This is a genomic window from Labrenzia sp. 011, from assembly GCF_003075075.1.
Lineage (GTDB): Bacteria > Pseudomonadota > Alphaproteobacteria > Rhizobiales > Stappiaceae > Roseibium.
The window spans coordinates 53,131-79,292 of sequence record NZ_QCYM01000016.1 but is presented as its reverse complement, the minus strand read 5'-3'; the positions used below and the strand labels follow the sequence as shown (position 1 = coordinate 79,292).

Below are 26,162 nucleotides of genomic sequence, written 5' to 3'. Positions count from 1 at the left end.
GGCTTCAACTGATTTGCACAGCCATTTTATGGGTCTGAAGCCTGGAGCCGTAAGCGAAATACAAAATTGTATCCATACCACTATCTTGCATTGTATAATTTAAGAATTACAAGCTTTGGATGATTTTCTTGCATTTGACAACTGTTTTGGGGAATAGTTATTAGAAAGCAAAGGGGTGCGGGGAAAAGTGGCGTTATTTTGCGCCAATGCTGGGCGGCAAATTTATGAAGAGTAGACCTTATTTCAATAAGTCGATTAAGGAACTGGAAGCGACCTTTAAAGACAACCAAAGCGACGGTGAAACGCTCAACCGTTTGATTCATGAACTAGGGTTTCGCAGCACGCAACGCGCACTTGCGCTGAAGAAACAGGTTCAGGCCGCAAACGCTGGTCAGCTCTCCAAATCAGTCCCGCAAAAAACTGTACGTCAACCTGAGGCCTTAGCGAAGCAGCATGAACCAGTGCTGCCTTTTGGTGAACCTCCAAAACCCTCAGAAGTTATTAGACCGCCTGAATCAATCAAGACTACTGCTAAACCCGTGGCGAAACCGCCGATCACAAATGATGCGTCGGATATTCTGCGCGCATGGACCGCCTTGGAGGTTTTGTCGCCGCAGGGGTACAGGCGAGAAACGGACCTTGTTGCCGGAGACCGCAAAAAGATTGCCCGTTTTGACGAAGCTCCATTGCCATGGGAGCTTGGTGAAAAGTCTCTTCCCAAAAAGCGCCTCTTCTACGAGCTGATCCTAGGGGCGATAGAACTAGCTCCCGCTGTTGAAAAGCTCCTGAAAGTATATGCCGATATGCGTCCGGATAAGCCCAGCATGCGGGGTCACAGTCCGATTGCCAGTATCCTCCTGGACAAAGAAGGGCAACCGCTGGAGGAAGAGACGAGCGCGGCGATTTCAAGTTTTGCGTGGGGAGTTCCAATCGCCCTTCAAGGGGACTTGAAAAAGCTCGCCGACTGGCCGGCGCAGGAAAAGTTTTTGAAAGGAGAGTTTCGTAAACGGCTCATCAAACGGGATCGGAATGGTGATATCCTTCCGTTGACGAAAAGCCATATCACAGAGTTGTTTGAGCATCTTGTCGCCGCGCTAAACCTTCACGGCCATGCGATAAAAGCTCCGTATTTCGCATTGCGGCGCTATGAGTTTTTTGCCAGCAAGACACCGCCTGAACCGGGGTTGCTGAATTCGTTCTTCTTGGAGGATTTGGCTGCGGCCCGTGTGTTGGCACATACGGGGAAACTGCCCGAAGCGCTCCAACACTATCTTGGAATCAAGAAACCGTCGCAACGTACCAACTTGTTGGAAGACGATGCAGGTCTGCAGGACTTGCTACAGCCCGCTTTGACGCCGCCCGGAAAATGGCCCGGCAAGGGACGTTTTCCCCTGGCTTTGTTACAGCAAGCGGCAGTCAACGCTACAAATGAGGCGCGCCTTAAAACCGGCATTCTCGCCGTTAACGGTCCGCCTGGTACTGGTAAGACAACCTTGCTTCGCGATGTTGTGGCAGCGCGGATCATCGAACGTGCGGTGGTGATGAGCGAGTATAACCGTCCATCGCAGGCGTTCACGCAAACCAATCAAAGCCTTCAGCGTCGCGGTGCGAAGATTACGCTTCATAAGCTGGACGAGCGACTTAAAGGCTTTGAGGTGGTGGTGACATCATCCAACAACAAAGCTGTCGAGAATGTCAGCGCAGAACTTCCCGCACTGGATGCGATCGCAACGGATGCGCCTGAGCTTCGATATTTCAAGAGCGTTTCGGACAACGTCCTTGAACGTGACACATGGGGAGTCATTGCCGCTGTCCTTGGCAATTCGTCAAACCGTTACCTATTCTCGCAAGGGTTCTGGCGCGATGAAGAGAATGGACTCTCCACCTATCTCAATCATGCCAGCGGCGTACCGCAGATCGTATCGGAACCTCAAGGTGGCGGCCGTCCACCTCTCAAACGAAATCGTCAAATTATTGACCGTGAGCACCCACCGTCAAACAACCGAGAAGCACAGGAGCGATGGGAGAAAGCCCGCTCAATTTTCAAGACTAAATTCGATACTTTCAAGCGAACGCAAAGCAGTCTGCAAAAGCTTCATGTGCAGCTCGTTCGCCTCGAGCATCTCGCTGTCGAAATTCATAATCTCGTGCAAAAACTGCCTCCTCTTGAGGTCGAGGCGCTGACCATAGAAAACAACCTTGCGACTGCCCGGCACGAGCAACAGGAAGCCGAAACTCAGCTCGAAGTTTCCCGACAAGAGCAGGTTTCACATTTAGCCTTGCGCCCAGGCTTATTCGCGCGGCTATTCCGAACGGCTCGTTTCCGGGTCTGGCTCGGCGAACAGAAAAGTCTTTCAAAAAAGGCCTGCCACGACCAGCAGCTATTTCAGAATTACAAGAAAATTGCCGATGACCTCGCTGCCGAGTTAGCTGCAAAAAAAGAACTGATCGCGCAGACACAAAAATCTCTGAACACGCTGCGTGCTGAAAAATCCGATCTTGAGGTAAGCCTAAGCCAAGCGTGCGCAGAGATTGATGTTCCTATACCTGATGCTAACTTCTTTGCCGGAGCACATGAAGACATTCAAACTGCTTGCCTATGGTTCGATAAGTCCGCATGCCGGCAGCGTGATGATGTATTTGAAGCCGCTATTCAGCTTCATCGCGCTTTCATTGACAGCGCAGCCGATCCGCTACGGCAAAACCTTTCAGTATTTGTAGAGACCTTCGGAACGCGCTCTCTCGGCACACCTCAAAAAGATGCGCTGATTGCTGATCTCTGGTCATCTTTCTTCCTCGTCGTACCGGTGGTCTCGACGACATTTGCATCGGTCAGTCGGATGTTTTCACGGCTGCCCAACGAAGCCTTGGGATGGCTTCTCGTAGATGAAGCGGGACAAGCAGTGCCACAGGCCACCGTAGGTGCGATGATGAGGACAAAGCGCTCGGTTGTAGTCGGCGATCCGCTTCAGATCGAGCCTGTCGTTACGCTCCCGAACAGCCTCACGGAAGAGATATGCGCTTTTTTCGGCATTGATCCGGTGAAATATAATGCGCCTGAAGCTTCCGTGCAAACGGTGGCGGACGCCGCCAGTATGTATTGTGCCAAGTTCCCGATAGGCAGTGGACACCGCGATGTTGGCGCGCCGCTTCTTGTGCATCGACGCTGCGATAGCCCGATGTTCGATATCTCAAACGAGATTGCCTATTCAAACCTTATGGTGCAGGCCAAAAAGCCTTCAAACGCAAATCCGGTCCTCGGCCCGTCATGCTGGGTTGATGTTGTCGGCACCCCCGGTCCTGACAAGTGGTGCGCCGATGAAGCTGTGGTGTTGATCGACATGCTGCAACGACTTCGAACCAGTGGCGCTGAAGCCGAACTCTATGTCGTGACGCCTTTTGTAATTGTGCAGGACAATCTCCGTCAGGAACTGCTGCGCAGTGGCGTTTTGAACGGATGGGCCGATAGGCCAGACGCTTGGGTTTGGGGGCATGTCGGTACGGTTCACACAGTTCAGGGCCGTGAAGCTGGCACTGTCTTCTTCGTCCTTGGTGCCCAAGCCACCTCACAAAACGGCGCACGCAATTGGGCGGGCAGCAGGCCTAACTTAGTCAATGTCGCAGTCACTCGCGCCAAGGCATCCTTATATGTGATCGGCAATCGAAATCTTTGGAAGTCAGCCGGTGTGTTTTCAGTGCTAGACCGATATCTGCCATAGAGTTCTTATTCGGGAGGCTGCGGATAAATTTTAGCCTTGTCGCGTAGATCGCTCGGAGTTCGGATTCTGAGGTAGTAGGTAGAGGTGGCTTTGTGCTTGATTGGACGGGGCATAGGAAGGGCCATGTGTACCAACCTTGTGTACAAGTCGGCTGTCGAATATCCAATCAATACAAGAGAGTTATTTGAAACCAATGGCTTGAATGGTGCTGCCGGAGAGATTCGAACTCTCGACCTCTCCCTTACCAAGGGAGTGCTCTACCCCTGAGCTACGGCAGCATCCGCTGCGTCTTTGAGGCCGGCCGCTTTGGGCTTTTCGGGGTGAAAAGCGCGGGTTTGGAGACGCAGATGCCTGACCCGATCAGCGAGGCTGACCGGATTGAGGGCGCTTTTGCCATATGCGCGCCGGGGACGCAAGCGGTGATTTGGATTTTTTCCGGTGCGCCGATGCCCCCGCTTGCCGCTGTCGCCGCGAAGGCCTGCTTCCCCGGCCTAACTTCCTGCAATCGCCCGCCTTTCGCCGCCTGTGGATATCGTGCGCGGCCCGCAGGAATGCGCCTTGGCAGGCGCGGCGGGCAGGGCAGTGGAGATGGGGCGCTGGCCCGGCCCGGCGCCGGGGTGGGCGGCGCATGGTTCGGGCCGCGGCACTGCGGGCTGTTCAGCGGCGAGCGGGCTTGGTAAAGAGTAGGAAAGCCAGTCAACCGAAACGACCGCAATGAGCGAAAAAGACCAACACGGCCAGCCCGTTGAAGACACCCCCGGCGAAACGGCGGACACCGGTGGCAAACCGGCAGGCAGGGACAGGGAGACCGCCCGGCAGGAGCGTCTTGCCGAGGCCCTGAGGGCCAACCTGCGCCGCCGCAAGAGCGCCGCCAGGACCCGCAAGCCGGAGTGAGGCGGGCGATCCCGGCGGCTGCCCGCCCGTGGAATGCCTTCTGGCGGCCCCGGGCCTGCCTTGCATGGGCCACAAGTTGCGTGTAGATCGCAGGGCTGATGTGAATTCGGCCGGATCGGCCTGTTTTCCGGTCTCCTGTCGGAGGGCCGGGACGCCGATCGGGCGGCAAGTTCAACTATGAGGGCCCGCGTTCATCCGGACGCGGGAGGGTCCAGAAAATGACCGCGCCGGTGCGCGGTCCGGGTTCGGGGAAGATTATGGACAGTATCAAGGTCGTCGGCGGCGCGGAACTCAACGGGGTCATCCCGATTTCCGGAGCCAAGAACGCGACGCTTCCGCTGATGATCGCCTCGCTCCTGACCGACGAGACCCTGACGCTGACCAATGTGCCGCGCCTGCGCGACGTTGCGCAGCTCACGCAGATCCTTTCCAATCACGGTGTCGACTATTCGGTGAACGGCAAGCGCAACGGCCAGGACGAACTGGCCGGGCAGACGCTGAATCTCACCGCCCGCGAGATCGTCGACACAACCGCGCCCTATGAGCTGGTCTCCAAGATGCGCGCCAGTTTCTGGGTCATCGGCCCGCTGGTGGCCCGCATGCATGAAGCCCGCGTGTCGCTGCCCGGCGGCTGCGCCATCGGCACGCGTCCGGTGGACTTCTTCATCGACGGACTGGCCGCGCTCGGTGCCGATATCGACATCGAGGCCGGCTATGTGGTCGTGCGCGCTCCCGGCGGCCTGAAGGGCGCGCGGGTTGAATTCCCCAAGGTGTCCGTTGGCGCGACCCACACCATCATGATGGCAGCGACCCTGGCGGAAGGCGAAACGGAAATCGTCAATGCCGCCCGCGAACCGGAAGTGGTCGATCTGGCCAAATGCCTCAAGGCGATGGGTGCCGAGATCGAGGGGGAGGGCACCTCCACCATCCGCATCCAGGGCAGGCAGCGCCTGCACGGCGCACGCCACGCGGTGGTGCCGGACCGGATCGAAACCGGCACCTATGCCATGGCTGTCGCCATGACCGGCGGCAACGTGCTGCTGCAGGGCGCGCAGTCGGACCTGCTGGAATCGGCGCTGGACACCCTGCGGCAGGCCGGTGTCGAGATCACCCAGTCGGCCGAAGGCATCAGGGTCTACCGCAATGGCAACGGCATTCAGCCCGTCGATGTGACCACCGAGCCTTTCCCGGGCTTTCCGACCGATCTTCAGGCCCAGTTCATGGCGCTGATGACCCGGGCGGGCGGCTCCAGCAGGATCACCGAGACCATTTTCGAAAACCGCTTCATGCATGTGCAGGAACTGGCCCGTCTGGGTGCCAGCATCCAGGTGGACGGCCGCACGGCGACCGTCGAGGGCGTCAGCACCCTGCGTGGCGCGCCGGTGATGGCGACCGACCTGAGGGCATCCGTGTCTCTGGTGATCGCCGGTCTCGCGGCCGAAGGGGAAACCACCGTCAACCGCGTCTATCACCTCGACCGGGGCTTCGAACGTCTGGAAGACAAGCTCACCCGCTGCGGTGCCCGGATCGAGCGGATTACCAACTGATCCGCTGACGGGGATCGGCGCTGCCGGGCCGGGCGGGGTTGCGAAGGTCGCACTCTTCCCCTTATTCCCGATTGCCAAAGCCCTCATTCCCCTTTAGGTCAACAGCCTGAGGAGCCGGGCAGGCCAGGCTTGCATGCGGTTCGCGGATAAACGAATGACGGGAGCAGAATTCGGTCGCTATGGATCAGTTGAAACTCGCCGCCCTTGACCAGGAGGACCTTCAGGTTCTCTCCGCCCACCTGCAGGATGCGGTCCTGACGGTCGCCGATATCCGCTATCTGCCGAAAGAGAAGAAGGCGGTCTTCGTGCTGAACCGCTTCGTCTGGGACAAGCAGGCGGACAAGCGCTCGAAGGAACACGAGCGCCGCCGCGCGGCGCTGGCCTTTGCCCAGGTCAACGCCATGAAGGTGCAGAACATCCGCCAGGAGGCCAGGGGCGCCGTGCTCGAGCTGCTCGCCGTGACCTTCAGGCCGGGGGACGAACCGTCCGGACAGATCGAGCTTGCCTTCGCGGGCGGGGCCAGCCTGAGCCTCGACGTGGAATGCATCGAGGCGCAGCTCTCCGACCTGGGAGCCGCCTGGTCGACCCCCAACCTGCCGAAACACGATCTGGACTGACCGCCGGAAGCCGTTCCGCGCCCGGCGCCAAGAAGAATGGAGAATTGCGTGGTTCTACGCCTTTCAGACAAGGACGCCGGTTTCGAGGCGAAATTCGCCGAGCTGCTGGCCGGGAAGCGGGAAGCATCGGAGGATGTCGATCACATTGTGCGCGACATTCTGGAAAACGTCCGCACCCATGGCGACCGGGCGGTTCTGGACTACACGCGCAAGTTCGACCGGCTGGACGCGGCTTCCATGGCGGAGCTGACCGTCACGCCCGCGGAAATCGAGGCCGCTCTCGGCCAGGTGCCGCGCGACACGCTGGACGCGCTGCAGCTCGCCCATGACAGGATCCGCTCCCACCATGCCCGGCAAATGCCGAAGGACGACCGCTACACCGATCCGATCGGCGTGGAACTCGGGTCCCTGTGGACCGCGGTCGAGGCGGTCGGCATCTATGTGCCGGGTGGAACGGCCAGTTATCCCAGTTCGGTGCTGATGAACGCGGTTCCCGCCAGGGTCGCCGGCGTGGAACGCATCGTCATGGTGGTGCCGAGCCCGGACGGTGTGCTCAATCCCCTGGTTCTGGCGGCGGCCAGCATCGCCGGGGTCACGGAGATCTACCGGATCGGCGGCGCCCAGGCGGTCGCGGCGCTTGCCTATGGCACCGATACGATCGCCCCGGTGGCGAAGATCGTCGGTCCCGGCAACGCTTTCGTCGCGGCGGCCAAGCGCCGGGTGTTCGGCACGGTCGGCATCGACATGATCGCCGGCCCCTCGGAAGTGCTGATCGTTGCCGACGGCGGCAACAACCCGGACTGGGTCGCGGCGGATCTTCTGGCCCAGGCCGAACATGACGCAGCCGCCCAGTCGATCCTGATCACCGACAGCGAGGACCTGGCCACCCAGGTGGAAATCGCCGTGGAGGCACAGCTCAGGACCCTGCCGCGCGAGGATGTGGCGCGGGCGAGCTGGCAGGAATTCGGGGCGATCATTCTGGTGGATTCCCTGGAGGCCGCCATGCCCTTGGCCAACCGGGTGGCGCCGGAGCATCTGGAACTGGCGGTGGCTGATCCCGAGGCCCTGCTGAAAAAGGTGCGCAACGCCGGGGCCGTGTTCCTCGGCCACCACACGCCCGAGGCCATCGGCGATTATGTCGGCGGCTCCAACCACGTTCTGCCAACGGCGCGCTCGGCGCGGTTTTCCTCCGGCCTCTCGGTGCTGGAATTCGTCAAGCGCACGTCGGTTCTCAAATGCAGCGCCGACAATCTGAGGGCGCTCGGCCCGGCGGCCATCGCCCTTGGTGAAGCGGAGGGGTTGTCTGCGCACGCGCGCTCTGTTTCCATCAGACTGAATCTGTAGCCGCTACCCGAGAGAGGTTTCTGCAGCATGAGCGAACCGCAAGCGGACACCGATCCGACACGCCCCGGCGGCAAGCTGGTGGATGTGGTCCTGGACGAGGCCTCCATTTCCCGTTCGACCCCGGAAGTGGAACATGACCGGGCCGTGGCCATCTACGACCTGATCGAGGAAAACCGGTTCCAGCCGGTGGGCTATCCCTGCGACCGGTTCATCCTCAATCTCTCGGTCATCGAGAAAAAGCTGGTTCTGGGGATCAGCACGGAAGAAGGACATGAGGTCATCACCCACGTCCTGTCCCTGTCGCCCCTGCGCAAGATCGTCAAGGACTACGATCTGATCTGCCAGAGCTACTACGAGGCAATCCGCCATGCGACGCCCAGCCAGATCGAGGCGATCGACATGGGCCGGCGCGGCGTTCACAACGAGGGCTCGACCATCCTGATGGAGCGCCTGGAGGGCAAGGTGGACGTGGACATGCAGACCGCCCGGCGGCTGTTCACGCTCGTCTACGCCCTGCACTGGAAGGGCTGACCGGCATGACCGGCCCGCGCCTGCGGCCGACTGCGGTCATGTACGCCTGCGGGATGAATTCCGTGCGCTCGCCCATGGCCGAGGCCCTGACGCACATGCTGTTTCCCAACCAGGTCTATGTCCGCTCCGCCGGGGTGCGGCAGGGCAAGAACGATCCCTTTGTCGATGCGGTGATGGCCGAGATCGGTGTCGACATGAGCAAGCATCACCCCAAGACCTTCGAGCAACTGGAGGAATCCGGTTTCGATCTGGTGGTGACCCTGGCCCCCGAGGCTCATCACAGGGCCCTGGACATGACCCGCACCGAGGCTGTCGACGTGGAATACTGGCCGACCCTCGACCCGACCCTGGCCACCGGCAGCCGCGAACAGATTCTCAATGAATACCGGGCCGTCCGGGATCAGCTGATGATGCGTATCAAGAAGCGCCTCGACTGGGCTCCGCCGCCGAGCGGCTGACTGGCCGGTGGGGCATCCGCCGGTCTCCAGCCGGGTACAGCACAGCGGTTTTCGCGCTGCGCGGTTGGTCCGCAAACGGCGCGGTTTCGCGGGTTTTGCCTCCCGGAAGCCCGTTGAAAACCTGCATCTGCCGCAGGAGAACTGTATAAGCCAAGGTTTCTTTTGGTGGCGGCCGAAAGAAAGGTTCACTTTCTGTCCCTAATCCGCTAGTTTCCCCCGCACCCGCGGGCAGGACCCGCTTTATTCAGGATATCAAATGGCCAAAGAAGAAGCTCTGGAGTTTCCGGGCGTCGTAACAGAACTGTTGCCGAACGCGACGTTCCGCGTAAAACTTGAAAATGAACACGAAATCATCGCCCACACAGCCGGGCGCATGCGCAAGAACCGGATCCGCGTCCTGGCGGGTGACAAGGTGCTTGTCGAGATGACCCCGTATGATCTCACCAAGGGGCGGATCACCTACCGCTTCAAGTAAGCGGATTGCAAGGTGACGCCGGCTGCTAGGCTCGCGTTTTCATGATGAATGCCCCTCAGTTGATCCTGGCCTCCGCATCGCCGCGCCGCCTCGCGCTGCTGCAGCAGATCGGGCTGGAACCGGATCATCTCCTGCCTGCCGATATCGACGAGACGCCGAAGAAGCACGAGACGCCGCGCAGTCTTGCGCTGCGGCTGGCGCGTTCGAAGGCCGAAGCCGTCCGTCAGAGGGTCGATGTCTCCGAAGAGATGCGGGACAGCATCGTGCTGGCCGCCGATACGGTCGTCGCCGTCGGCCGCCGGGCCCTGCCGAAGGCGGAGCTCACGGATCAGGCACTTATGTGCCTGTCGCTCCTGTCCGGCAGGGGACACCGGGTCTTCACCGCCATTGCCGTGGCTGAAGCCAACGGCAAGCTGCGCTCGAAGCTCGTGGAAACCCGTGTCCGCTTCAAGCGCCTGTCGCGCAAGGACATGGACGACTATATTGCCTCCGGCGAATGGCGCGGCAAGGCCGGCAGCTATGCCATCCAGGGCCTGGCCGGCAGCTTTGTCGTCAAGCTGGTGGGCTCCTATCCGGCGGTCGTCGGCTTGCCGCTGGTGGAGACCGCCAATCTGCTGGCCGCCGCCGGATATCCGGTTCACAAGGGCTGGGCCACGGCTGCCGCCTGACCGCGCCGTCATTTTACCAGAAAGCCGAGGGGAGGCCGTCATGACCGCGACCACAGCCCAGAAACCGCAGCGCCGCATGCGCCCCTGTCCGATCTGCTCGAAACTGTCGACGCCGGACGACTATCCGTTCTGCTCCGACCGCTGCGCAAAGATCGACATGAACCGCTGGTTCACCGGCAGTTACGCCATTCCCGCGGTGGAAACCGACGACATCGACGAAGGCGGTCTTCCCGAGGACTGACCGAGCGCGCAGGCACCTTCCGGCCCACGGTGGCGCAAACGGCGCCCCGATTGCACATTTTATTTATATGGCTAAATTTCATTCAGCGTGACTTAGCGTAAGTCACTTGCAGCCGTCATGAAACTGCACCAAGATCGCCCTGCACCGACAGGTCCGGCCCGTTCGATCCGGTTGCGGTACGCCTGGCTGCGCCAGCTGCAGGCGGGCGGCAAGGGATCCAGAGCGGTCCCGGGCAGGTGAGGGCCGGAGCAAATGACCTCCGGTCCCGGTACAAGAATCAATCCGAAGGGCGAGGGTCCGATGAACAAACATTTTCTGAGCGCCGCTGTGCTGTCCGTATCGACAGCGCTGTCGACGGCAGCTTACGCTGATTATTCGCTGACGATCTTGCACACCAACGACTTCCACAGCCGTATCGAGCCGATCAGCAAGTACGATTCGAGCTGCAGTGCGGAAGACAACGCGGAAGGCAAATGCTTCGGCGGTACCGCGCGTCTGGATACGGCGATCAAGGACCGCCGCGCTGCCAGCAACAACGCCATCCTCGTCGATGGTGGCGACCAGTTCCAGGGCTCCCTGTTCTACACCTATTACAAGGGCAAGGCCGCGGCCGAGTTCATGAACAAGCTTGGCTATGATGCCATGACCGTCGGCAACCACGAGTTCGACGACGGTCCGGAAGTCCTGCGCGGCTTCATGGATGCTGTCGAATTCCCGGTTCTCATGTCCAACGCGGATATATCGAACGAGCCGCAGCTTGCCGACGTTCTCAAGCCCTCCGTGGTGATCGAGCGCGGCGGCGAGAAGATCGGCCTCATCGGCCTGACGCCGCAGGACACCGACGAACTCGCCAGCCCCGGCGCGAACATCACCTTCTCCGATCCGGTCGCGGCCGTGACGAAGGAAGCCGAAAAGCTTGCTGCCGAAGGCGTCAACAAGATCATCGTCCTCAGCCATTCCGGTTACAAGGTCGACAAGGAGGTCGCGGCGAAGGCGCCGGGTATCGACGTTATCGTCGGCGGTCATTCCAACACCTATCTGTCCAACACTTCGGACAAGGCCGAAGGCCCCTATCCGACCATGATCGACGGACCGGACGGCACGCCGACCGCCATCGTCCAGGCCTATGCCTACGGCAAGTTCCTGGGCGAACTGAATGTGACCTTCGACGACAACGGTGTCCTCACCGAAGCTGTCGGCGAGCCGATCATTATCGACGGGCAAATCGTCGAGAATCCGGAACTGGTCGCGCGCATCAAGGCGCTGGCTGAACCGCTTGACGAAATCCGGCAGGAAGTTGTTGCCCAGGCCGCCGCGCCCATCGGCGCGGACCGGGATGTCTGCCGCGCCAGGGTCTGCGAAATGGGTGTGCTGGTCGCCGATGCCATGCTGGAGCGCGTGAAGGACCAGGGTGTCCAGATCGCCATCCAGAACGGCGGCGGTCTGCGCGCCTCCATCGATGGCGGGGAAGTCACCAAGGGCGAGGTTCTCACCGTTCTGCCGTTCCAGAACACCCTGTCCACCTTTGAACTCAAGGGCTCCGACGTGGTCGCTGCGCTGGAGAACGGCGTGAGCCAGGTGGAGGAAGGGGCGGGCCGTTTCCCGCAGGTGGCCGGCCTGAAATACAGCTTCGACGTCTCCCAGCCGGCCGGTGAGCGTGTTTCCGACGTGATGGTTCTCGAGGGCGACAGCTATGTGCCGATCGACCCGGAAAAGGTCTACGGCGTGGTCACCAACAACTACATGCGCGGTGGCGGAGACGGCTACGACATCTTCGAAACCAACGGCATGAACGCCTATGACTTCGGCCCGGACCTGGCCGACGTGGTGTCGGAGTATCTGGCCGCCAAGAACGGCTACACGCCCTACACCGACGACCGCATCACCGTGAAGTAATCGTCCGGCCGCATACGGCCAGATCATCCGGGCGCGCCGCCATCACCGTGGCGCGCCCGTCACCTTCAACTTCCACGGAACGGCACCCCTCGCTGCCGAGCCCTCCTGCTGCACCGGACAGTGCCCCCTTCTGCTGTGCTCTCTCCCGCCGTGCCGGACCTGATCCGGCACCTGTTTCCGGCGCTTGGCGAAGCTGAGTCCGATCCTTGTGCGATCAGACCCCGCAAAACGGGGCTGCGGGGAAACCGGACAGAGCGGTCTCGCGCCGCCCGGGACACGACCCCTCTGTCCGCCAGTGGAAAACCTGCGAAACCTCAGGACAACGCCCTGGGTCGTCCGCAGGAAAAACTTTGTATTTCAGTCGTTTACGGGGCAGAGATGTTTTCCCCCGTTCACTTGTCGCGAACGGGCAAAAAACTTTGCCGGGACGCTGGACAAGCCCATGGGGAGCCTCTATAAGGACCGGGCTTTCAGCGAACGGACACCGTTCCGAACGCTTCGCAAGGCACGCCCAGATAGCTCAGTTGGTAGAGCAGCGGATTGAAAATCCGCGTGTCCGTGGTTCGAATCCGCGTCTGGGCACCACTTTCCCTTATATAAATCTCGTAAGATCAAGCTTTTAGCCGTCCGGGCTTGACCAAACTCTTTACCGGCCAAGCTCAATTCTTTCGGTGGTCGAAATCCTGATCTGCCGCAGCGTCTCCAATTGTCAGCGCGTGCGGATTAATGCTTTTCTTCAGCCTCACGAGATCTATCCCCACCTCCGCCTTCACGGCGTCACCTGCACATCCAGCAACGCCATCGTTCCCTTCTCATCGATATGTTGCAGGGCCGCTTCAAGCGCGCCCGGCAGGTCCGCGCCGTGTTCGACCCGCTGGGCGTGGGCACGGCTGGCGCGGGCGATCAGGGTGAAGTCGGGAACCGGGGAGAGGCCGGTCAGGGGCACCTGGTTGCTGCGGGCGGCATGGCCGTCGGGGTAGAGGCCGAGCACCGACTGGCGCACCGCGCCCCATTCTGCGTTGTTGAGGATGACGAGCAGGATGGGAAGCCGGTGGGCCTCGGCGATCTGGTGGCAGGCGACCGGGTTGGAGAAGATGTAGGAGCCGTCGCCCATGGTGGCGACGATGGTGCGCTCCGGCGCGCCGATCTTCATGCCGAGCGCCGCCGGGAAGGACCAGCCCAGACCGCCGGAATGCGGCTCCTGATACCAGGCCTTCGCGTGGGTGAGGGACATGGCCTCCATCGGGCAGCCCAGTTCCGACAGGACCGAGGCATCGCGTCCGGCAAGCGCCTCGGACAGGCAGAGGCTGACCCAGCTTTTTGACATCAGGTTCCGCTCGCCCGCCCGGGCGGCGGCGAGGGCCTTCCGGCGGGAGGCGGCATTCGTTTCCGCCCAGAGCTTTCGCCGGGCTTCCGCACGCTGCGACGGGGGGAATGCCTCCAGCTTTTCCTTCAGGGCCAGCAGGCCCGGCTCGACATCCGCAGCAAGCGCCAGATCGCACTGGAAGTTGCGCACCGGCACGCGGCTGAAGAGCGGGTCCTGGGCCAGGTGAATGACCTTTGCGCCCGCGCGCGGGCCGTGGGCGTCCGGCGCCCAGGGGGCAAGACAGTCGATCGCCAGAATGACGTCCGCCTTTTCCAGAAGCGGCGCGGGCGGGGCCGCTGCCGCCATGGGGTGGTCGCTGTCGATGGCGCATTGCACCGCCCAGTACTGGCACACGGGAATGCCCCATTTTTCCGCCAGCTCGCCGAGCGCCGCAAAGCCCTCCGGGCCGCCTGCGCCGTGCTGGGCGAAGATGACCGGATTTTCCGCTTCCGCCAGCCATTGCGCCGCCGTCTCGACATCCGTCTCGTTCAGCCCCGGACGGGCAGGGCGCATGAGCGGCGGCAGATCGAGCTGCTGCGTGCCTGTCGGCTCGCACAGGACCTCGCGCGGCAGGCTGACGTAGACCGGGCCGCGCGGCACGGTTTCCGCGATGGCCTTGGCCCGGTCGACGGTTTCCACCACCTGTTCGGGGAACCGCAGCTCGTAGTCCCATTTCGACGCTTCGCGCACCAGGGCGGTCTGGTCGCGCATCTCCTGCCCCCAGCCGATAGGCACGGTCCGCGCGCCGAAGCGGCCCTTTTCGGTGGTCGGCGTGCGTCCGGAAAACAGCAGCACGGGAACATGTTCGGTGGCCGCGTTGATGGCGCCGATGGCGCAGTTGGCAAGGCCCACATTGGTGTGCGCCATCACCGCCGCCGTCTTGCCGGTGGCCAGATAATAGCCGTGCGCCATGCCCATGGCGGCCGATTCATGCGGAATGACCAGACTTTCCGGCAGATCGATGCCACCGGCGGCAGCCTCCGCGAGGCCTTCGATGATCGGCGGGAAGTCCGTGCCGGAATTGGCGAAGATGTAATCGATCCCCAGAGCCTTCAGCCGCGAAAGCAGCGCGCCCCCGCAGGTCATCTTCGCCGGTTCGTCCCTTCCTGACGCATGCGTGGGTTTCGTCTGCTGCTCCGGGGAATTCGAACCTGCCGCCGTCATCTTGACATTCTCCATTATTACTATAATAGTAATTTATATATCTTATATTGTAATAAGCTTGGGCGTCCGTCAACAACTCCGTTTGCGGATCGGGAAAGGTTCATTCGGAGATGGTGGCTCAGATCAACGGTTCCGTGGTGAAGGCCTTCGAAATCCTGAAGCTTTTTTCCGCCGGCCGAACGATCATCTCCGCCGCGGACGTGATGGCCGAGCTGGGCGTGAATGCGGTCACCGCGCACCGTTTCCTCAAGACGCTGGAGCATGTCGGCGCGCTGGTCGCCGTGGATCGCGGCCGGTACCGCCTGGGGTTCCTGTTCGCCGATCTGGCGGAGCGGCTGCTCGATGGCGGTTCGCTTGCCGGCATTCTGCAGCCGGTGCTCAATGCGCTGACCGGCCGCCTTGGCGAGGCCTCCATGGCGACGCTGTTCCGCGCGGACAAGGTCGTCTGCATCGCGCGTGCCGTTCCCGACCGCCCGGTGCTGGTCGATATCCGTGTGGGGTCGGAGCTGGAAGCCTGGTGCACCGCCCACGGCAAGCTCTGGCTGGCACATCTGCCGGAAAAGGAATTGGACGCCTATTTCAGTCGGGTCGACCCCAGGGCGTTCACCGGGGCGACGATCACCGGCGAGGCCGCCTTGCGGGCGGAGCTTGAACGGGTTCGCCGCGAAGGTTTTGCCGAAAACCGGGGCGAACGGGAAGACACGCTCCATGCGATCGCCGTTCCGCTGTTCAGCGGCAGCGGCAGGATGATCACCGGCCTGTCGGTGTTCGGGCCGGTGGCGCGTCTGTCCGGCGAAGCGGCCGCCACGGCTCTGGCGCATCTCAAGCACGCCGCGGAAGATCTGCACCGCAGCCTCGACGCGCCTCGATGACTTCATCCGGCGGGCAAGGCCACGCGCATGGCCGCTTGCCTTCCTGCTACGCGGGGACGGTCTCTTTGGGTTGCTGCCGTCTTTGCCAGAACGGGCTGTCCGCAAAGCGGGTTTCCTGGGCGTAGATGCGCCTTCGGCCGATCAGAAATTCCTGCACGCCCCGGGCGACCCGCTCCGCATAGATATCCGATGCGAGCGGATCTCCCGTGAGGCTGGCCGCGGCGGCCTCGGCGCCCTGGAGGCCTGACCACAACGCGGATGTCATGCCGTGGGAGGACAGGGGATCGAAGGCGGTGGCAGCATCGCCCACTGCCAGCCAGTTCGCCCCGGCGCAGGGCGCCAACCAGGTTGTGGCGGCGCTGGCGAGCAGCGGTTTGTCCGGCAGCAGGAACCCGGCCTCGTCGATCCAGCGTCGCACGGACACCGATGTGCTCAGCACCGCCTCCCAGGCAGGCTCCCTGCCTCCGGAGGCCTCGCGCATCAGGTCCGCGTCCGTATAGAAATTCAGGGCAAGGCGCCCGTCGGCGAGACAGGTTGCATAGAACCAGCCATCGGGCACCGCCTCCACCAGCGTGGCGGGTGTCGGTGTCACGTCGGAAGCGGGATCCTGGTCCAGAAATCCGTAGAGCGCCGCAAGCCTGTCGGCGCGGAAGCGGGTGGCCCGGTCGCGCGCCAGAACCGCCTTGCGGCCACTGGCGTCGATAGCCAGTTCGCAGGTCATCTTCCGCCCGGCAACATCGAGCAGCCAGCCGTTCTCCGCCGGGGCGCAGCCTGTCAGCTGTTCCGCAAGACGCACCGGGCCGGAGGCTTCGGCAAGCCCGTTCAGACCGCGCTCGAACCCCATGCGGTCCAGCACCGTTTGCGGCCCCTCCAGATGCACGATGCTGCTGCGCTCGGTCAGTCTGTCGCTGCCCCAGGCGGAAAACATGCCGTGTGCGGGCCGGTGCGTGCCTTTTGCCAGCAGCCCTTCCGCACCCAGGGCCGCTAGCAGCGGCCGGGCGGCGGCGGACAGCAGCTCGCCGGGCTTGTCCCGCAGCGTTTCTTCCGGCGCGACCCACAGGGGCCGGAACCCGAGCTGTGTCAGCCTGAGGCAGCAGGCGGCCCCCGCGATGCCCGCGCCGATCACGGCAATCCGATGATGATCCGCCATGCCTATTCGGGCAACATGCCGTCGGCGGGCGACCAGTTGAACCGGAACTCCATCTCGGCCCGGCCGGTCTCCACGTAAAGCTCGTCCGGCACGCCTTCCGGCCGTCCCGGATCCTGCGGTGCCGGTTTGCGTACCACGAAGCCCATGCGCTCCCAGAGCGTGATCATGTTGGTGATGCCGTCCCAGTAGCTGGCGTTGGCGTGATAGCCGATGCCGGCCACGCCGCGCGACCAGGCAACCCGGCTGTTCAGGAACTTGAGCCGCTCCTGCTCGGGCAGGTCCGGACGCATGACTTGCGCATAATAGTCTTCCGGCAGCACGTCGATCGGCAGCAGGGCCGGCCACCAGACCGCGGTGGGGAAATTTTCCTGCAGGAGAACCTGCTGGCAGCTGAAGGCGTCACATTGCCAGGGCAGCCCCATCCAGCGGGTCAGGTCCCCGGCAGACTGCGGCCCCACCGGTGGCGGCGCGCCGTTTCCGCCTTCCAGCGCCTTTTCCAGGGTCAGCAGCCTGCCGATGGTCTGCACCAGCTCCGGACGGTTGCCATGGGCAAGCCGGAACGGCTCTGCGGTCGCGTCGCTGTGGCGAGCATACATCGGCGCGAGGCGCAGGTAGTAGCTCAGTTCGACACCGGGATGAAAGCCGCCTCCCGAACATGGTTCGAGGGCCGCTTCCGTCAGCGCGGCCGGTTGCTGCTCGAGCGGGACATCGTCCAGCGTTTCGATGGAGTCATAATCAGGATCGTCCAGATCGTTGCGGAAGTCCCCGGCGGCCCAGGCCTTCAGATTGTTGTATTGCAGGGCCGGGAACTGGAACCACTGCAGCGGGCTGCCGTCATAATTGACGCCGTCGCCAAGCATATAGGGGATCTTGAGACGTTCTTCCTTGTAGGCCTCCGGCCCGGTGTTTTCCGGATTGCGGAACAGGCTGAAGATCTTCCTGCGAAAGGCTTCGTTCTCCGGCGACGGATCGGCCAGCTTCTCGGCGAAGCCCGGCGCCGAGAAATCCACGTCAAGCCATCCGGACCGGTGCCGGGCGGCATTGGCAAGCCAGTCCATCAGCGCGGCCCGGCGGAAAGTCGGATAGATGTCGCGCCGGAACGACAGGGGAGAGGCGGGGGGAGGTGTCCAGCCTTCGGAGACATTCAGATTCTGGATGACGTCGTAAAGGGTCGTGATCGGGGGAATTTCGGGAGCGAAATTCGGCCCGACACTGGCAACCCAGCTCGGGTCTGCCGCGAGCTTGCGCCCGTCCGGGAAGGTCACGGTCGCGGTGACGGGGCCATCGCACCAGTCGTCGTACCAGCCGTCATTGTCGGCAAAACTCTTGATCGGCGCATTGGTGGGCGAGCCGGACTTGCCGTCGGGCGGGAAGACCAGCAGACGCCCGTCCGAATCTGTGCGCAATTCGCCGAGCCCGACCGGATAGCGCCCCCAGAAGGTGCCCTCGAAACGATAGGCCGGATTGCCGCCGCCTTCATTGGTGTCCTTGCCGGAAATTTCCTTCAGCCCGCCATCGATGATGAGATTGGCCTCGCGGGACTCATCGTCGACGAAATACTGGTTGCGCATCTGTCCCGGCAATCCGGGCGCATCTTCGCCGTTGTCCAGGGGATTGTGGAAGCCGTACCAGGCAGCCTTGGTATTCGCCAGATGCACCTGCCAGTCGATCTTCGCCTCGTCGGCCTTGATCTCGCCGATTACCCGGTCCTGATCGTCAAAGGCGTAAACCCGGAATCTTTGCACCTGTTTCTTGATGAGGCGGTCGCCATCCTTGAAACCGCCTTCCGGTTTCGGCGGCAGGCCCGGGACCTCGGGAGCAAGGTACCAGCGCAGACTTCCGCCGACCCGGCTTATGCCGATGGCGGGATAGATGCGCACCCGCGCCGGTGTGGCGCCCTCGGGCGCAGGCTCCACTGAGCTGCGTTGTGCTACTGCCGGTCTGGGCAGAAACGCCAGCCCGGTCAGAGCCAGGGCGGCTGTCGATTGAGCGAGAAAATCCCGCCGTTTGATTCCATTTGAACCTGTCATGTTCCCCCGCTTCCTGGCTGTGTAACCCGGATCTGAATCGCGCTGCTGTCGGGTGTTGGCCTATGCAACGTAAAATCAATCGGTCTGTTTTTGCAAACTAGGATTGTAAAAGTTAAAAACTCGCGAACGACGGCTTTCTGCCGGTCTTCCGGGGAGCTAATCGATGCCGGCGGTCACGGTGGACAGGATGGCTATCACCGCCACAGCCGCAAGATTCACCAGAATTCCCGCCCGCATCATTTCGGGTATCGAGACCTGCCCGGTTCCGAACACGATGGCGTTCGGCGGTGTCGCAACCGGCAACATGAAGGCACAGGAGGCGGCCATGGCGGCGGGGGCGGCCAGGAACAGCGGATCCAGGCCGGCCTGTACCGCCACCGCTCCGACAACCGGCAGGAAGGCCGCGGTCGTCGCCGTGTTGCTCGTCAGCTCGGTCAGGAAGATGACGAGCAGCGCGACGGCCAACACAAGCGCGAAGAGCGGCCAGCTTTCGAAAAAGGACAGGCCATTGCCGATCCAGGAGGCCAGGCCGGTCCTGTCCACCGCCTGGGCCAGGCTCAGGCCACCGCCGAAGAGGATGAGAATGTCCCAGGGCGCCCGTTTCGCCCAGTTCCAGTCAAGGAGGAAGACACGGGCTTTCGTACCCGCCGGGACCAGGAACAGCAGCAGCGCACCGGAGATCGCGATGCCCGCGTCATGAAGACCGGACGGCCCGATCATGTCGGTGGTCAGGGGATTGAAGATCCACAGTATCGCCACGAGCGCGAAGATGGCCGCGACGCGTTTTTCCGCAGCGCTTACCGGACCGAGTTTGTCCAGTTCCTGCCGGATGACCTGCGGACCTGCACAGGCTGATGTGTGATCGAGGTGAAAATCGATCCGGGTGAGCAGGAACCAGGTGATCGGCAACATCGCCAGAACGACCGGCAGTCCGATGGCCATCCAGTCCACGAAGCCGACATGAATCCCGTGGCGCTGCTCCATATAGGCGGCAAGCAGGGCATTCGGCGGGGACCCGACCAGAGTTGCCAGCCCGCCGATCGATGCCGAATAGGCAACCGCAAGCAGCAGGGCCGACGAGATGCCGGTCTTCTCCCGCTGGCCGGCATCGGTCAGGACCGAGGTCAGGGAAATGGCCAGCGGCATCATCATCATGGCGGTGGCCGTATTGCTGATCCACATGCTCAGGCAGGCCGTGGCCACCATCACGCCGCCGATGAGCGCGGAGGGGCTGCTTCCGACGACCGACAGGATATGCAGTGCGATGCGGCGGTGGAGGTTCCATCGCTGCAGCGCCAGGGAGATCAGGAAACCGCCGAGAAACAGAAATATCAGCGGATTGGCAAAGGGCGCCGCGGTCTGGGCGAAATCGGAGATGCCGAACAGCGGAAAGAACACGAGCGGCAACAGGGCGGTCGCGGCAACCGGAACCGCTTCGCTTGCCCACCAGATCCCCATCCAAACGGCAATCGCGGCACTGGCCCAGCCCTGGAAGGTCAATCCGGCTGGAACGGGCAGCGCCAGCATCGCCAGAGCGGCAAGCGGTCCGATGACCATGCCGGCCAGACTGTATCCCTTCACCATCGTTTGTTCGGGGATTTCTTCACGCATGTTTTTCCCGGAACTCTGCTTCGGGCTGCCTTCCGTTCCCGGCTGTCTTCAAATTCATGCGCGGACAGTTCAGCGCGGCCTCCCCCGTTTCAAGCGTCTGCCTACCGTGGCACGGACGCTGCCGAAACGGAATATGTTTCAGACACCTGTCGCCTGGTGGAAGCTATTAGGAAGCCCCCTTTCTCGCCCGCAGCGCGCAGCAGCTGGCACGCCACCGCAGGAGGGCGGGGCCACACGGAAGGCATGATCGGGCTGGATGGTCCCGGCAGGGAGCGCCGTCTGGAGTTTTGCGAGGAGGAGCTTGCCCGCAGGCTTGAAGAGTGGATATCTTCCCACCAAGTAGCGGACAGCGGCTACGCACGCCTGTTCCGTGATCGTGTCCAGGGCGCCGATACCGGCGCCGGTTTCGACTTCCTGAAAGGATGCCGCAGGTTCGCGGTACCAAAGGATTCTCATTGATGGCTGAAAAACTTGCGCTGGTCGGTATCGGAAAGATTGCCCGCGACCAGCATATTCCCGCGATTGCGGCAAATCCGGACTGGTCTCTCGAAGCGGCGGTCAGCCGCCATGCCGGCGTCGAGGGCATCGACCACTTCGAGAGCCTCGAGACTCTCCTGGAGACCCGGCCGGACATCACCACGATCTCGCTCGCGATTCCGCCGCAACCGCGCTTTGCCTATGCGGCGGCGGCGCTCAGGGCCGGCAGGAACGTCATGCTGGAAAAACCGCCGGGCCAGAGCCTTGCCGAATGCTATGCGCTCGAGGCGCTGGCGAAGGACAACGGTGTGACGATCTTCGCAACCTGGCATTCGCGTTATGCCGATTGCGTTCCGGACCTGAAGGCCTGGCTGGCCGAACGCACCCTGAAGACGCTGGAGATAACCTGGAAGGAAGATGTCCGCCACTGGCACCCGGGACAGGAATGGATCTGGGAGCCGGGCGGAATGGGCGTCTTCGATCCGGGCATCAATGCGCTGTCCATCCTGACGGAAATTCTGCCCCATCCGGTGCATCTGTCCGCGGCGACCCTGGAATTTCCTGAAAACCGCGACACGCCCATTGCCGCGCGTCTGGATTTCGCGGACCCGACCGGTGCCCGCATGACCGCCGATTTCGACTGGCGGCAGGAGGGGCCGCAGTCCTGGAACATCGATATCGGGACGGATCGGGGAAGCGCCAGACTGTCGCTCGGCGGCCAACGGCTCGAAATAGATGGTGATCTTGTCAGGCAGGGCGCAAATCATGAATATGCCAATCTCTACGCCCGCATGGCGGCCTTGGTAAAAGCCGGCGAAAGCGATATGGATCTCTCACCGATGATTCACGTCTGTGATGCCTTTTCCCTTGGAAAGCGGGTTGTCACGGCACCGTTCCACTATTGATGCCTATAGAAACCGGAAGGTTTGACATGACTTTTATGCCGCACGGAAAGCAGCTCATCGCAGGCGAATGGTCCGCGAGCGAAGAGACTTTCAGCTCCCAGCCCGCTCACGGCCAGTCCTTCGACTTTTCTTCCGGATCCGTGAAGGACGTCGATGCGGCCTGCAAGGCCGCGGAAGAGGCTTTCTGGACCTATGGCTATTCCTCCAGCGAGGACCGGGCGAAGTTCCTCAATGCCATCGCCGATGAGATCGAGGCCCGTGCCGAGGCAATCACGGCCATCGGCACATCCGAAACCGGTCTTCCCGAAGGTCGCCTCCAGGGAGAGCGCGGGCGCACCACCGGGCAGTTGCGCCTGTTCGCCAGCCATATCCTGAAAGGCGACTATCTGGACCTGCGTCACGACGAGGCGCTGCCGGACCGTCAGCCCATGCCGCGTCCGGACCTGAAGCTGGTCCAGCGGCCGATCGGGCCTGTCGCCGTCTTCGGCGCCTCGAATTTCCCGCTTGCCTTTTCCACGGCCGGCGGCGACACCGCGTCGGCCCTGGCTGCGGGCTGTCCGGTTGTCGTGAGAGGCCATCCGGCCCATCCGGGAACCGGTGAAATCGTTGCCGACGCCATTGCCGCCGCCGTGAAGTCCTGCGGGCTGCATCCGGGCGTGTTCTCCTTCATCCAGGGCAACGGCTACGAGGTCGGCCAGGCTCTGGTTCAGCATCCGCTGATCACCGCCGTCGGCTTCACCGGATCGCTGCGCGGCGGGCGTGCCTTGTTCGATCTGTGTGCGCAGCGTCCTGTGCCGATCCCCTTCTTCGGCGAACTCGGCTCGGTCAATCCGATGTTCGTTCTGCCCGTGGCGCTGGGCGCACGCGGCGAGGCAATCGCCAAGGGCTGGGCTGGGTCGCTGACCATGGGGGCAGGGCAGTTCTGCACCAATCCGGGCATCGTGCTTGTCCTGGACGGGCCGGAGGCGGATGCTTTCGTCGACACGTCGAAGGCCGCGCTGTCCGACATCGGTGCACAGACAATGCTCACCGACGGCATCGCCGAAGCCTTCCGCTCCGGGAGCCGCAAGGTGTCCGGGGCGACCGGTGTGCGCGAACTGATCGGCACGTCCTGCGAAACCCGGGAAGCGGCGCCCTATCTCTTCGAGACCACTGGCGAGGCGTGGCTGGCCGACGAGGAGCTCGGCGAAGAGGTCTTCGGTCCCCTCGGCATTGTCGTGCGCGTCAAGGACAAGGCGCAACTGCTGGAAATCGCCAGGGGGCTGGTCGGACAGCTCACCTGCACCCTGCAGATGGATGACGGTGACACGGATCTTGCCCGGGGTCTGCTGCCGATCCTGGAACGCAAGGCCGGCCGCGTGCTCGCCAACGGTTTCCCGACCGGTGTCGAAGTGGCCGACGCGATGGTGCATGGCGGGCCCTATCCGGCGTCGACCAATTTCGGTGCGACTTCGGTCGGAACGCTGGCCATCCGCCGCTTCCTGCGGCCGGTCTGCTACCAGAACATTCCGGACGCTCTCCTGCCGGCGCGCTGATCGCCAGGGAACCGGCCTGATGCTCCCTGGCGTCAGGGTCTGAAAACGAAAACCTCCCCCCGAAGGTCTTCTGCGGGGGGAGGTTTTTTGTTGTCCTGATCCGGGGGCGGAATTGCAGGTTCAGCTCGAGCCGCCTGCCGGCCACAATGACCGCTTCCAGCCTCTCATCCACGGCTGCCGGACAGGTGCAGGATCAGCTTGTGGAATGCCGGATCCGCGACGGCTACCCGGACTTTTGCTGCAAAATCGGTCCTCTATCCGTCCAGTTTCACCCAGGCGGAATTTCTGGCCGAGGAACGCACGCAGGCGTCGATGAACCGCTCGCCCGCCAGGCCGTCGTCAATGCCGGGCACGAGCGTGTCGACGGGCCTGCCGTCCTGATGCGCTCGGATGGCGTCGGCCGCTTCCGTGTAAAGGTTGGCGAAGCCTTCCAGATAACCTTCCGGATGGCCCGGCGGCACACGGGTGGTCGACGCGAGCCCGGGTGACATGCCGGCACCGCCGCGGGTGAGCAGTCTCTGCGGCTTGCCGAAGGGCGTGTAATGGAGATAGTTCGGGTCTTCCTGGTGCCATTCCAGCCCGCCCTTTTCGCCATAGATCCGGATCTTGAGGCTGTTCTCGTTGCCGGGCGCCACTTGCGAACACCACAGCATGCCCCGCGCGCCGCCGTCGAAGCGCAGCATGACATGAGCATTGTCGTCCACCTTCCGGCCGGGCACGAAGGACTGCAGATCGGCGGCCAGGCTTTCGGGGGTGAGCCCCGTGATGAAACAGGCCAGATTGAAGGCATGGGTGCCGATATCGCCCGTCGATCCGCCGATTCCGGTGCGGGCCGGATCGGTGCGCCAGTCCGCCTGCTTGTTGTGCACATCGACCGAGAGCCAGTCCTGGGCGTATTCGACCTGCACGACGCGGATCGGTCCGAGTTCGCCGCTTCCAACCAGCTCCCGGGCCTGACGGACCATCGGATAGCCGGTGTAATTGTGGGTCAGGAAGAACAGGGCCTTGGAGCTTTTCGCCGCCTTGGCGAGTTTCTTGGCATCGCCCAGTGTGGAGGTGAGCGGCTTGTCGCAGATCACGTGGATCCCGCGCTTCAGGAATTCCTTCGCAGCCGGGTAGTGCACGTGATTGGGGGTCACGATGGCCACGGCCTCAATGCCGTCCTTCAGCCGTGCCTCGCGCTTGGCCATGTCCACGAAGCAAGCATAGTTCCGGTCGTCCCGGAGTCCGAGCTCGCGCCCGGAGGCCAGCGCCTTTTCCGGTGTGGAAGACAGGGCGCCCGCAACCAGCTCGTACCGCCCGTCGATCCGGGAGGCGATCCGGTGAACGGCGCCGATAAAGGCGTCCTTGCCGCCGCCGACCATGCCCAGCCGGATCGGTCGCATGTGCGGTGTGTCTTTTCCTTCAATCGCCATTTTGCTCCTCCTGTTTCGTCTTCCCGGCATTGGCTGCCGGGTTCTGTTCGTGTGTCATATGTCCGGAATGGCACCTCCCGCGAAGCCGCGCATGCGGCCGCGGGAGGTGCCGGGAGACTGGCTGTCGACAGGCCGGTGCCTCAAGGCTCCGGGGTCCTGGCGGGATCCTAGCCTATACCCAGCATCTTCCGGTTGGCTGCCTCATCAGTACCGCCACCGGCAAAATCATCAAAGGCCTTTTCGGTGACGCGGATGATGTGATCGCGAACGAATTGCGCCCCTTCGCGCGCGCCGTCCTCGGGATGCTTCAGGCAGCATTCCCATTCCACGACCGCCCAGCCGTCGAAGTCATTGGCGGCCATCTTCGAAAATACGGCGCCGAAATCGACCTGTCCGTCACCGAGAGACCGGAAGCGGCCGGCCCGGTCGACCCAGGGCTGATAGCCTCCATAGACACCCTGGCGTCCGGTCGGATTGAACTCCGCGTCCTTGACGTGGAACATGCCGATCCGGTCCTTGTAGATGTCGATATTGTCCAGATAATCGAGGCATTGCAGAACATAGTGGGAGGGATCGTAGAGCATCTTGCAGCGCTGGTGATCGTTGACGCGCTCCAGGAACATCTCGAAGGTGATGCCGTCGTGCAGGTCTTCGCCGGGATGAATTTCGTAGCAGACATCGACGCCCATTTCGTCCGCATAGTCGAGGATCGGCCGCCAGCGCCGGGCCAGCTCGTCGAAGGCCGTCTCTATCAGGCCGGCGGGGCGTTGCGGCCAGGGATAGATGTAGGGCCAGGCAAGCGCGCCGGAAAAGGTCGCATGGGCGGATATGTCGAGGTTGCGGCTCGCTGCCAGGGCAAGCTTCACCTGGTCCACCGCCCAGGCCTGCCGTGCAGCCGGATTGCCGCGCACCTCAGGTACGGCAAAGCCGTCGAAAGCCGTGTCATAAGCCGGATGCACCGCAACCAGCTGCCCCTGCAAATGGGTGGAGAGCTCCGTGATCTCGATGCCGTTGTCCCGGGCGGTTCCGACCAGTTCGTCGCAATAGGTCTTGGAACTGGCCGCTTTCTCCAGATCGATCAGCCGGCCGTCCCAGCTTGGAATCTGGACGCCGATATAGCCGCAGTCGGCCGCCCATTTCGTGATCGAGTTCCAGGAGTTGAAAGGTGCTTCGTCTCCCGCGAACTGGGCGAGAAACAATGCGGGACCCTTGATGGTTTTCATGGCTTTCTCCGGAATTTGAACGTG

At 62.5% G+C, this 26,162-nt stretch carries 20 protein-coding genes and 2 tRNA genes; 15 read left to right on the top strand and 7 right to left on the bottom strand.

What is annotated here, in order from left to right:
• Positions 1-224: 224 nt before the first annotated feature.
• Entirely contained in the window at positions 225-3,719 is a 3,495-nt protein-coding gene (locus DCO57_RS16575; RefSeq protein WP_116700055.1) for an AAA domain-containing protein, read from the top strand.
• A 203-nt stretch (positions 3,720-3,922) separates the two neighbouring features.
• Here DCO57_RS16575 and DCO57_RS16570 read toward each other — a convergent pair.
• Positions 3,923-3,997, bottom strand: a tRNA-Thr gene (locus DCO57_RS16570).
• Positions 3,998-4,433: 436 nt separating this feature from the next.
• On the opposite strand from DCO57_RS16570, the gene DCO57_RS16560 reads away from it, so the two are divergent.
• The 11 genes from DCO57_RS16560 to DCO57_RS16510 all read left to right on the top strand — a co-directional run bounded on the left by DCO57_RS16560 (position 4,434) and on the right by DCO57_RS16510 (position 12,975).
• Positions 4,434-4,613 (top strand): hypothetical protein, encoded by a 180-nt coding sequence (locus DCO57_RS16560; protein ID WP_116700012.1) that lies wholly within the window; start codon positions 4,434-4,436, stop codon positions 4,611-4,613.
• Between the two features lie 257 nt (positions 4,614-4,870).
• Entirely contained in the window at positions 4,871-6,160 is a 1,290-nt protein-coding gene (murA, locus tag DCO57_RS16555; RefSeq protein WP_116700054.1) for a UDP-N-acetylglucosamine 1-carboxyvinyltransferase, read from the top strand.
• Positions 6,161-6,339: 179 nt separating this feature from the next.
• The gene (locus DCO57_RS16550) at positions 6,340-6,777 is read left to right on the top strand and encodes a DUF2948 family protein (protein WP_116700011.1); all 438 of its coding nucleotides are present in this window, start codon (positions 6,340-6,342) and stop codon (positions 6,775-6,777) included.
• Positions 6,778-6,813: 36 nt separating this feature from the next.
• The gene (hisD, locus tag DCO57_RS16545) at positions 6,814-8,121 is read left to right on the top strand and encodes a histidinol dehydrogenase (protein WP_208977994.1); all 1,308 of its coding nucleotides are present in this window, start codon (positions 6,814-6,816) and stop codon (positions 8,119-8,121) included.
• Between the two features lie 27 nt (positions 8,122-8,148).
• A complete protein-coding gene (locus DCO57_RS16540; protein ID WP_116700009.1) occupies positions 8,149-8,652 on the top strand; it encodes a UPF0262 family protein in 504 nt (167 codons plus the stop codon).
• A 5-nt stretch (positions 8,653-8,657) separates the two neighbouring features.
• Complete coding sequence (locus tag DCO57_RS16535) at positions 8,658-9,110, top strand: protein-tyrosine-phosphatase (RefSeq protein ID WP_116700008.1); 453 nt, start codon at positions 8,658-8,660, stop codon at positions 9,108-9,110.
• A gap of 256 nt (positions 9,111-9,366) precedes the next feature.
• A complete protein-coding gene (gene infA, locus DCO57_RS16530; RefSeq protein ID WP_068413114.1) occupies positions 9,367-9,585 on the top strand; it encodes a translation initiation factor IF-1 in 219 nt (72 codons plus the stop codon).
• 41 nt (positions 9,586-9,626) lie between these two features.
• Positions 9,627-10,253, top strand: coding sequence for a Maf-like protein (locus tag DCO57_RS16525; protein ID WP_116700007.1), 627 nt, complete (start codon positions 9,627-9,629; stop codon positions 10,251-10,253).
• A gap of 40 nt (positions 10,254-10,293) precedes the next feature.
• Entirely contained in the window at positions 10,294-10,494 is a 201-nt protein-coding gene (gene yacG / locus DCO57_RS16520; protein ID WP_116700006.1) for a DNA gyrase inhibitor YacG, read from the top strand.
• 300 nt (positions 10,495-10,794) lie between these two features.
• Positions 10,795-12,390 carry a bifunctional metallophosphatase/5'-nucleotidase gene (locus DCO57_RS16515; RefSeq protein ID WP_116700053.1) on the top strand — a complete coding sequence of 532 codons (1,596 nt, stop codon included), beginning with the start codon at positions 10,795-10,797 and terminating at the stop codon, positions 12,388-12,390.
• Positions 12,391-12,899: 509 nt separating this feature from the next.
• Positions 12,900-12,975: transfer RNA gene (locus DCO57_RS16510), tRNA-Phe, on the top strand.
• 184 nt (positions 12,976-13,159) lie between these two features.
• Here the strand turns inward: DCO57_RS16510 and DCO57_RS16505 are convergent.
• On the bottom strand, positions 13,160-14,920 hold the full coding sequence (locus DCO57_RS16505) for a thiamine pyrophosphate-requiring protein (protein ID WP_116700005.1): 1,761 nt from the start codon (positions 14,918-14,920) through the stop codon (positions 13,160-13,162).
• A 110-nt stretch (positions 14,921-15,030) separates the two neighbouring features.
• Between DCO57_RS16505 and DCO57_RS16500 the strand changes: the two genes are divergently transcribed.
• Complete coding sequence (locus tag DCO57_RS16500) at positions 15,031-15,792, top strand: IclR family transcriptional regulator (protein ID WP_116700004.1); 762 nt, start codon at positions 15,031-15,033, stop codon at positions 15,790-15,792.
• A gap of 46 nt (positions 15,793-15,838) precedes the next feature.
• Here the strand turns inward: DCO57_RS16500 and goxB are convergent, their stop codons facing one another.
• The 3 genes from goxB to DCO57_RS16485 form a co-directional block, all read right to left on the bottom strand.
• A complete protein-coding gene (goxB, locus tag DCO57_RS16495) occupies positions 15,839-16,942 on the bottom strand; it encodes a glycine oxidase maturase GoxB (protein ID WP_116700003.1) in 1,104 nt (367 codons plus the stop codon).
• Positions 16,943-16,944: 2 nt separating this feature from the next.
• Positions 16,945-18,972 carry a CTQ-dependent glycine oxidase GoxA gene (goxA, locus tag DCO57_RS16490; RefSeq protein ID WP_205756185.1) on the bottom strand — a complete coding sequence of 676 codons (2,028 nt, stop codon included), beginning with the start codon at positions 18,970-18,972 and terminating at the stop codon, positions 16,945-16,947.
• Positions 18,973-19,128: 156 nt separating this feature from the next.
• Positions 19,129-20,583 (bottom strand): DASS family sodium-coupled anion symporter, encoded by a 1,455-nt coding sequence (locus tag DCO57_RS16485; protein ID WP_205756184.1) that lies wholly within the window; start codon positions 20,581-20,583, stop codon positions 19,129-19,131.
• Positions 20,584-21,041: 458 nt separating this feature from the next.
• Here DCO57_RS16485 and DCO57_RS16475 point away from each other — a divergent pair, with 458 nt between their 5' ends.
• Positions 21,042-21,965 (top strand): Gfo/Idh/MocA family oxidoreductase, encoded by a 924-nt coding sequence (locus DCO57_RS16475; protein ID WP_116700050.1) that lies wholly within the window; start codon positions 21,042-21,044, stop codon positions 21,963-21,965.
• Between the two features lie 26 nt (positions 21,966-21,991).
• The gene (locus DCO57_RS16470) at positions 21,992-23,500 is read left to right on the top strand and encodes an aldehyde dehydrogenase (NADP(+)) (protein WP_116700001.1); all 1,509 of its coding nucleotides are present in this window, start codon (positions 21,992-21,994) and stop codon (positions 23,498-23,500) included.
• Between the two features lie 254 nt (positions 23,501-23,754).
• On the opposite strand, the gene DCO57_RS16465 is transcribed toward DCO57_RS16470, so the two are convergent.
• Positions 23,755-24,915: a Gfo/Idh/MocA family oxidoreductase gene (locus tag DCO57_RS16465; protein ID WP_116700000.1), complete on the bottom strand. Its 1,161-nt coding sequence runs from the start codon at positions 24,913-24,915 to the stop codon at positions 23,755-23,757.
• Positions 24,916-25,082: 167 nt separating this feature from the next.
• Positions 25,083-26,138 (bottom strand): sugar phosphate isomerase/epimerase, encoded by a 1,056-nt coding sequence (locus DCO57_RS16460; protein ID WP_116699999.1) that lies wholly within the window; start codon positions 26,136-26,138, stop codon positions 25,083-25,085.
• Between the last annotated feature and the right edge of the window lie 24 nt (positions 26,139-26,162).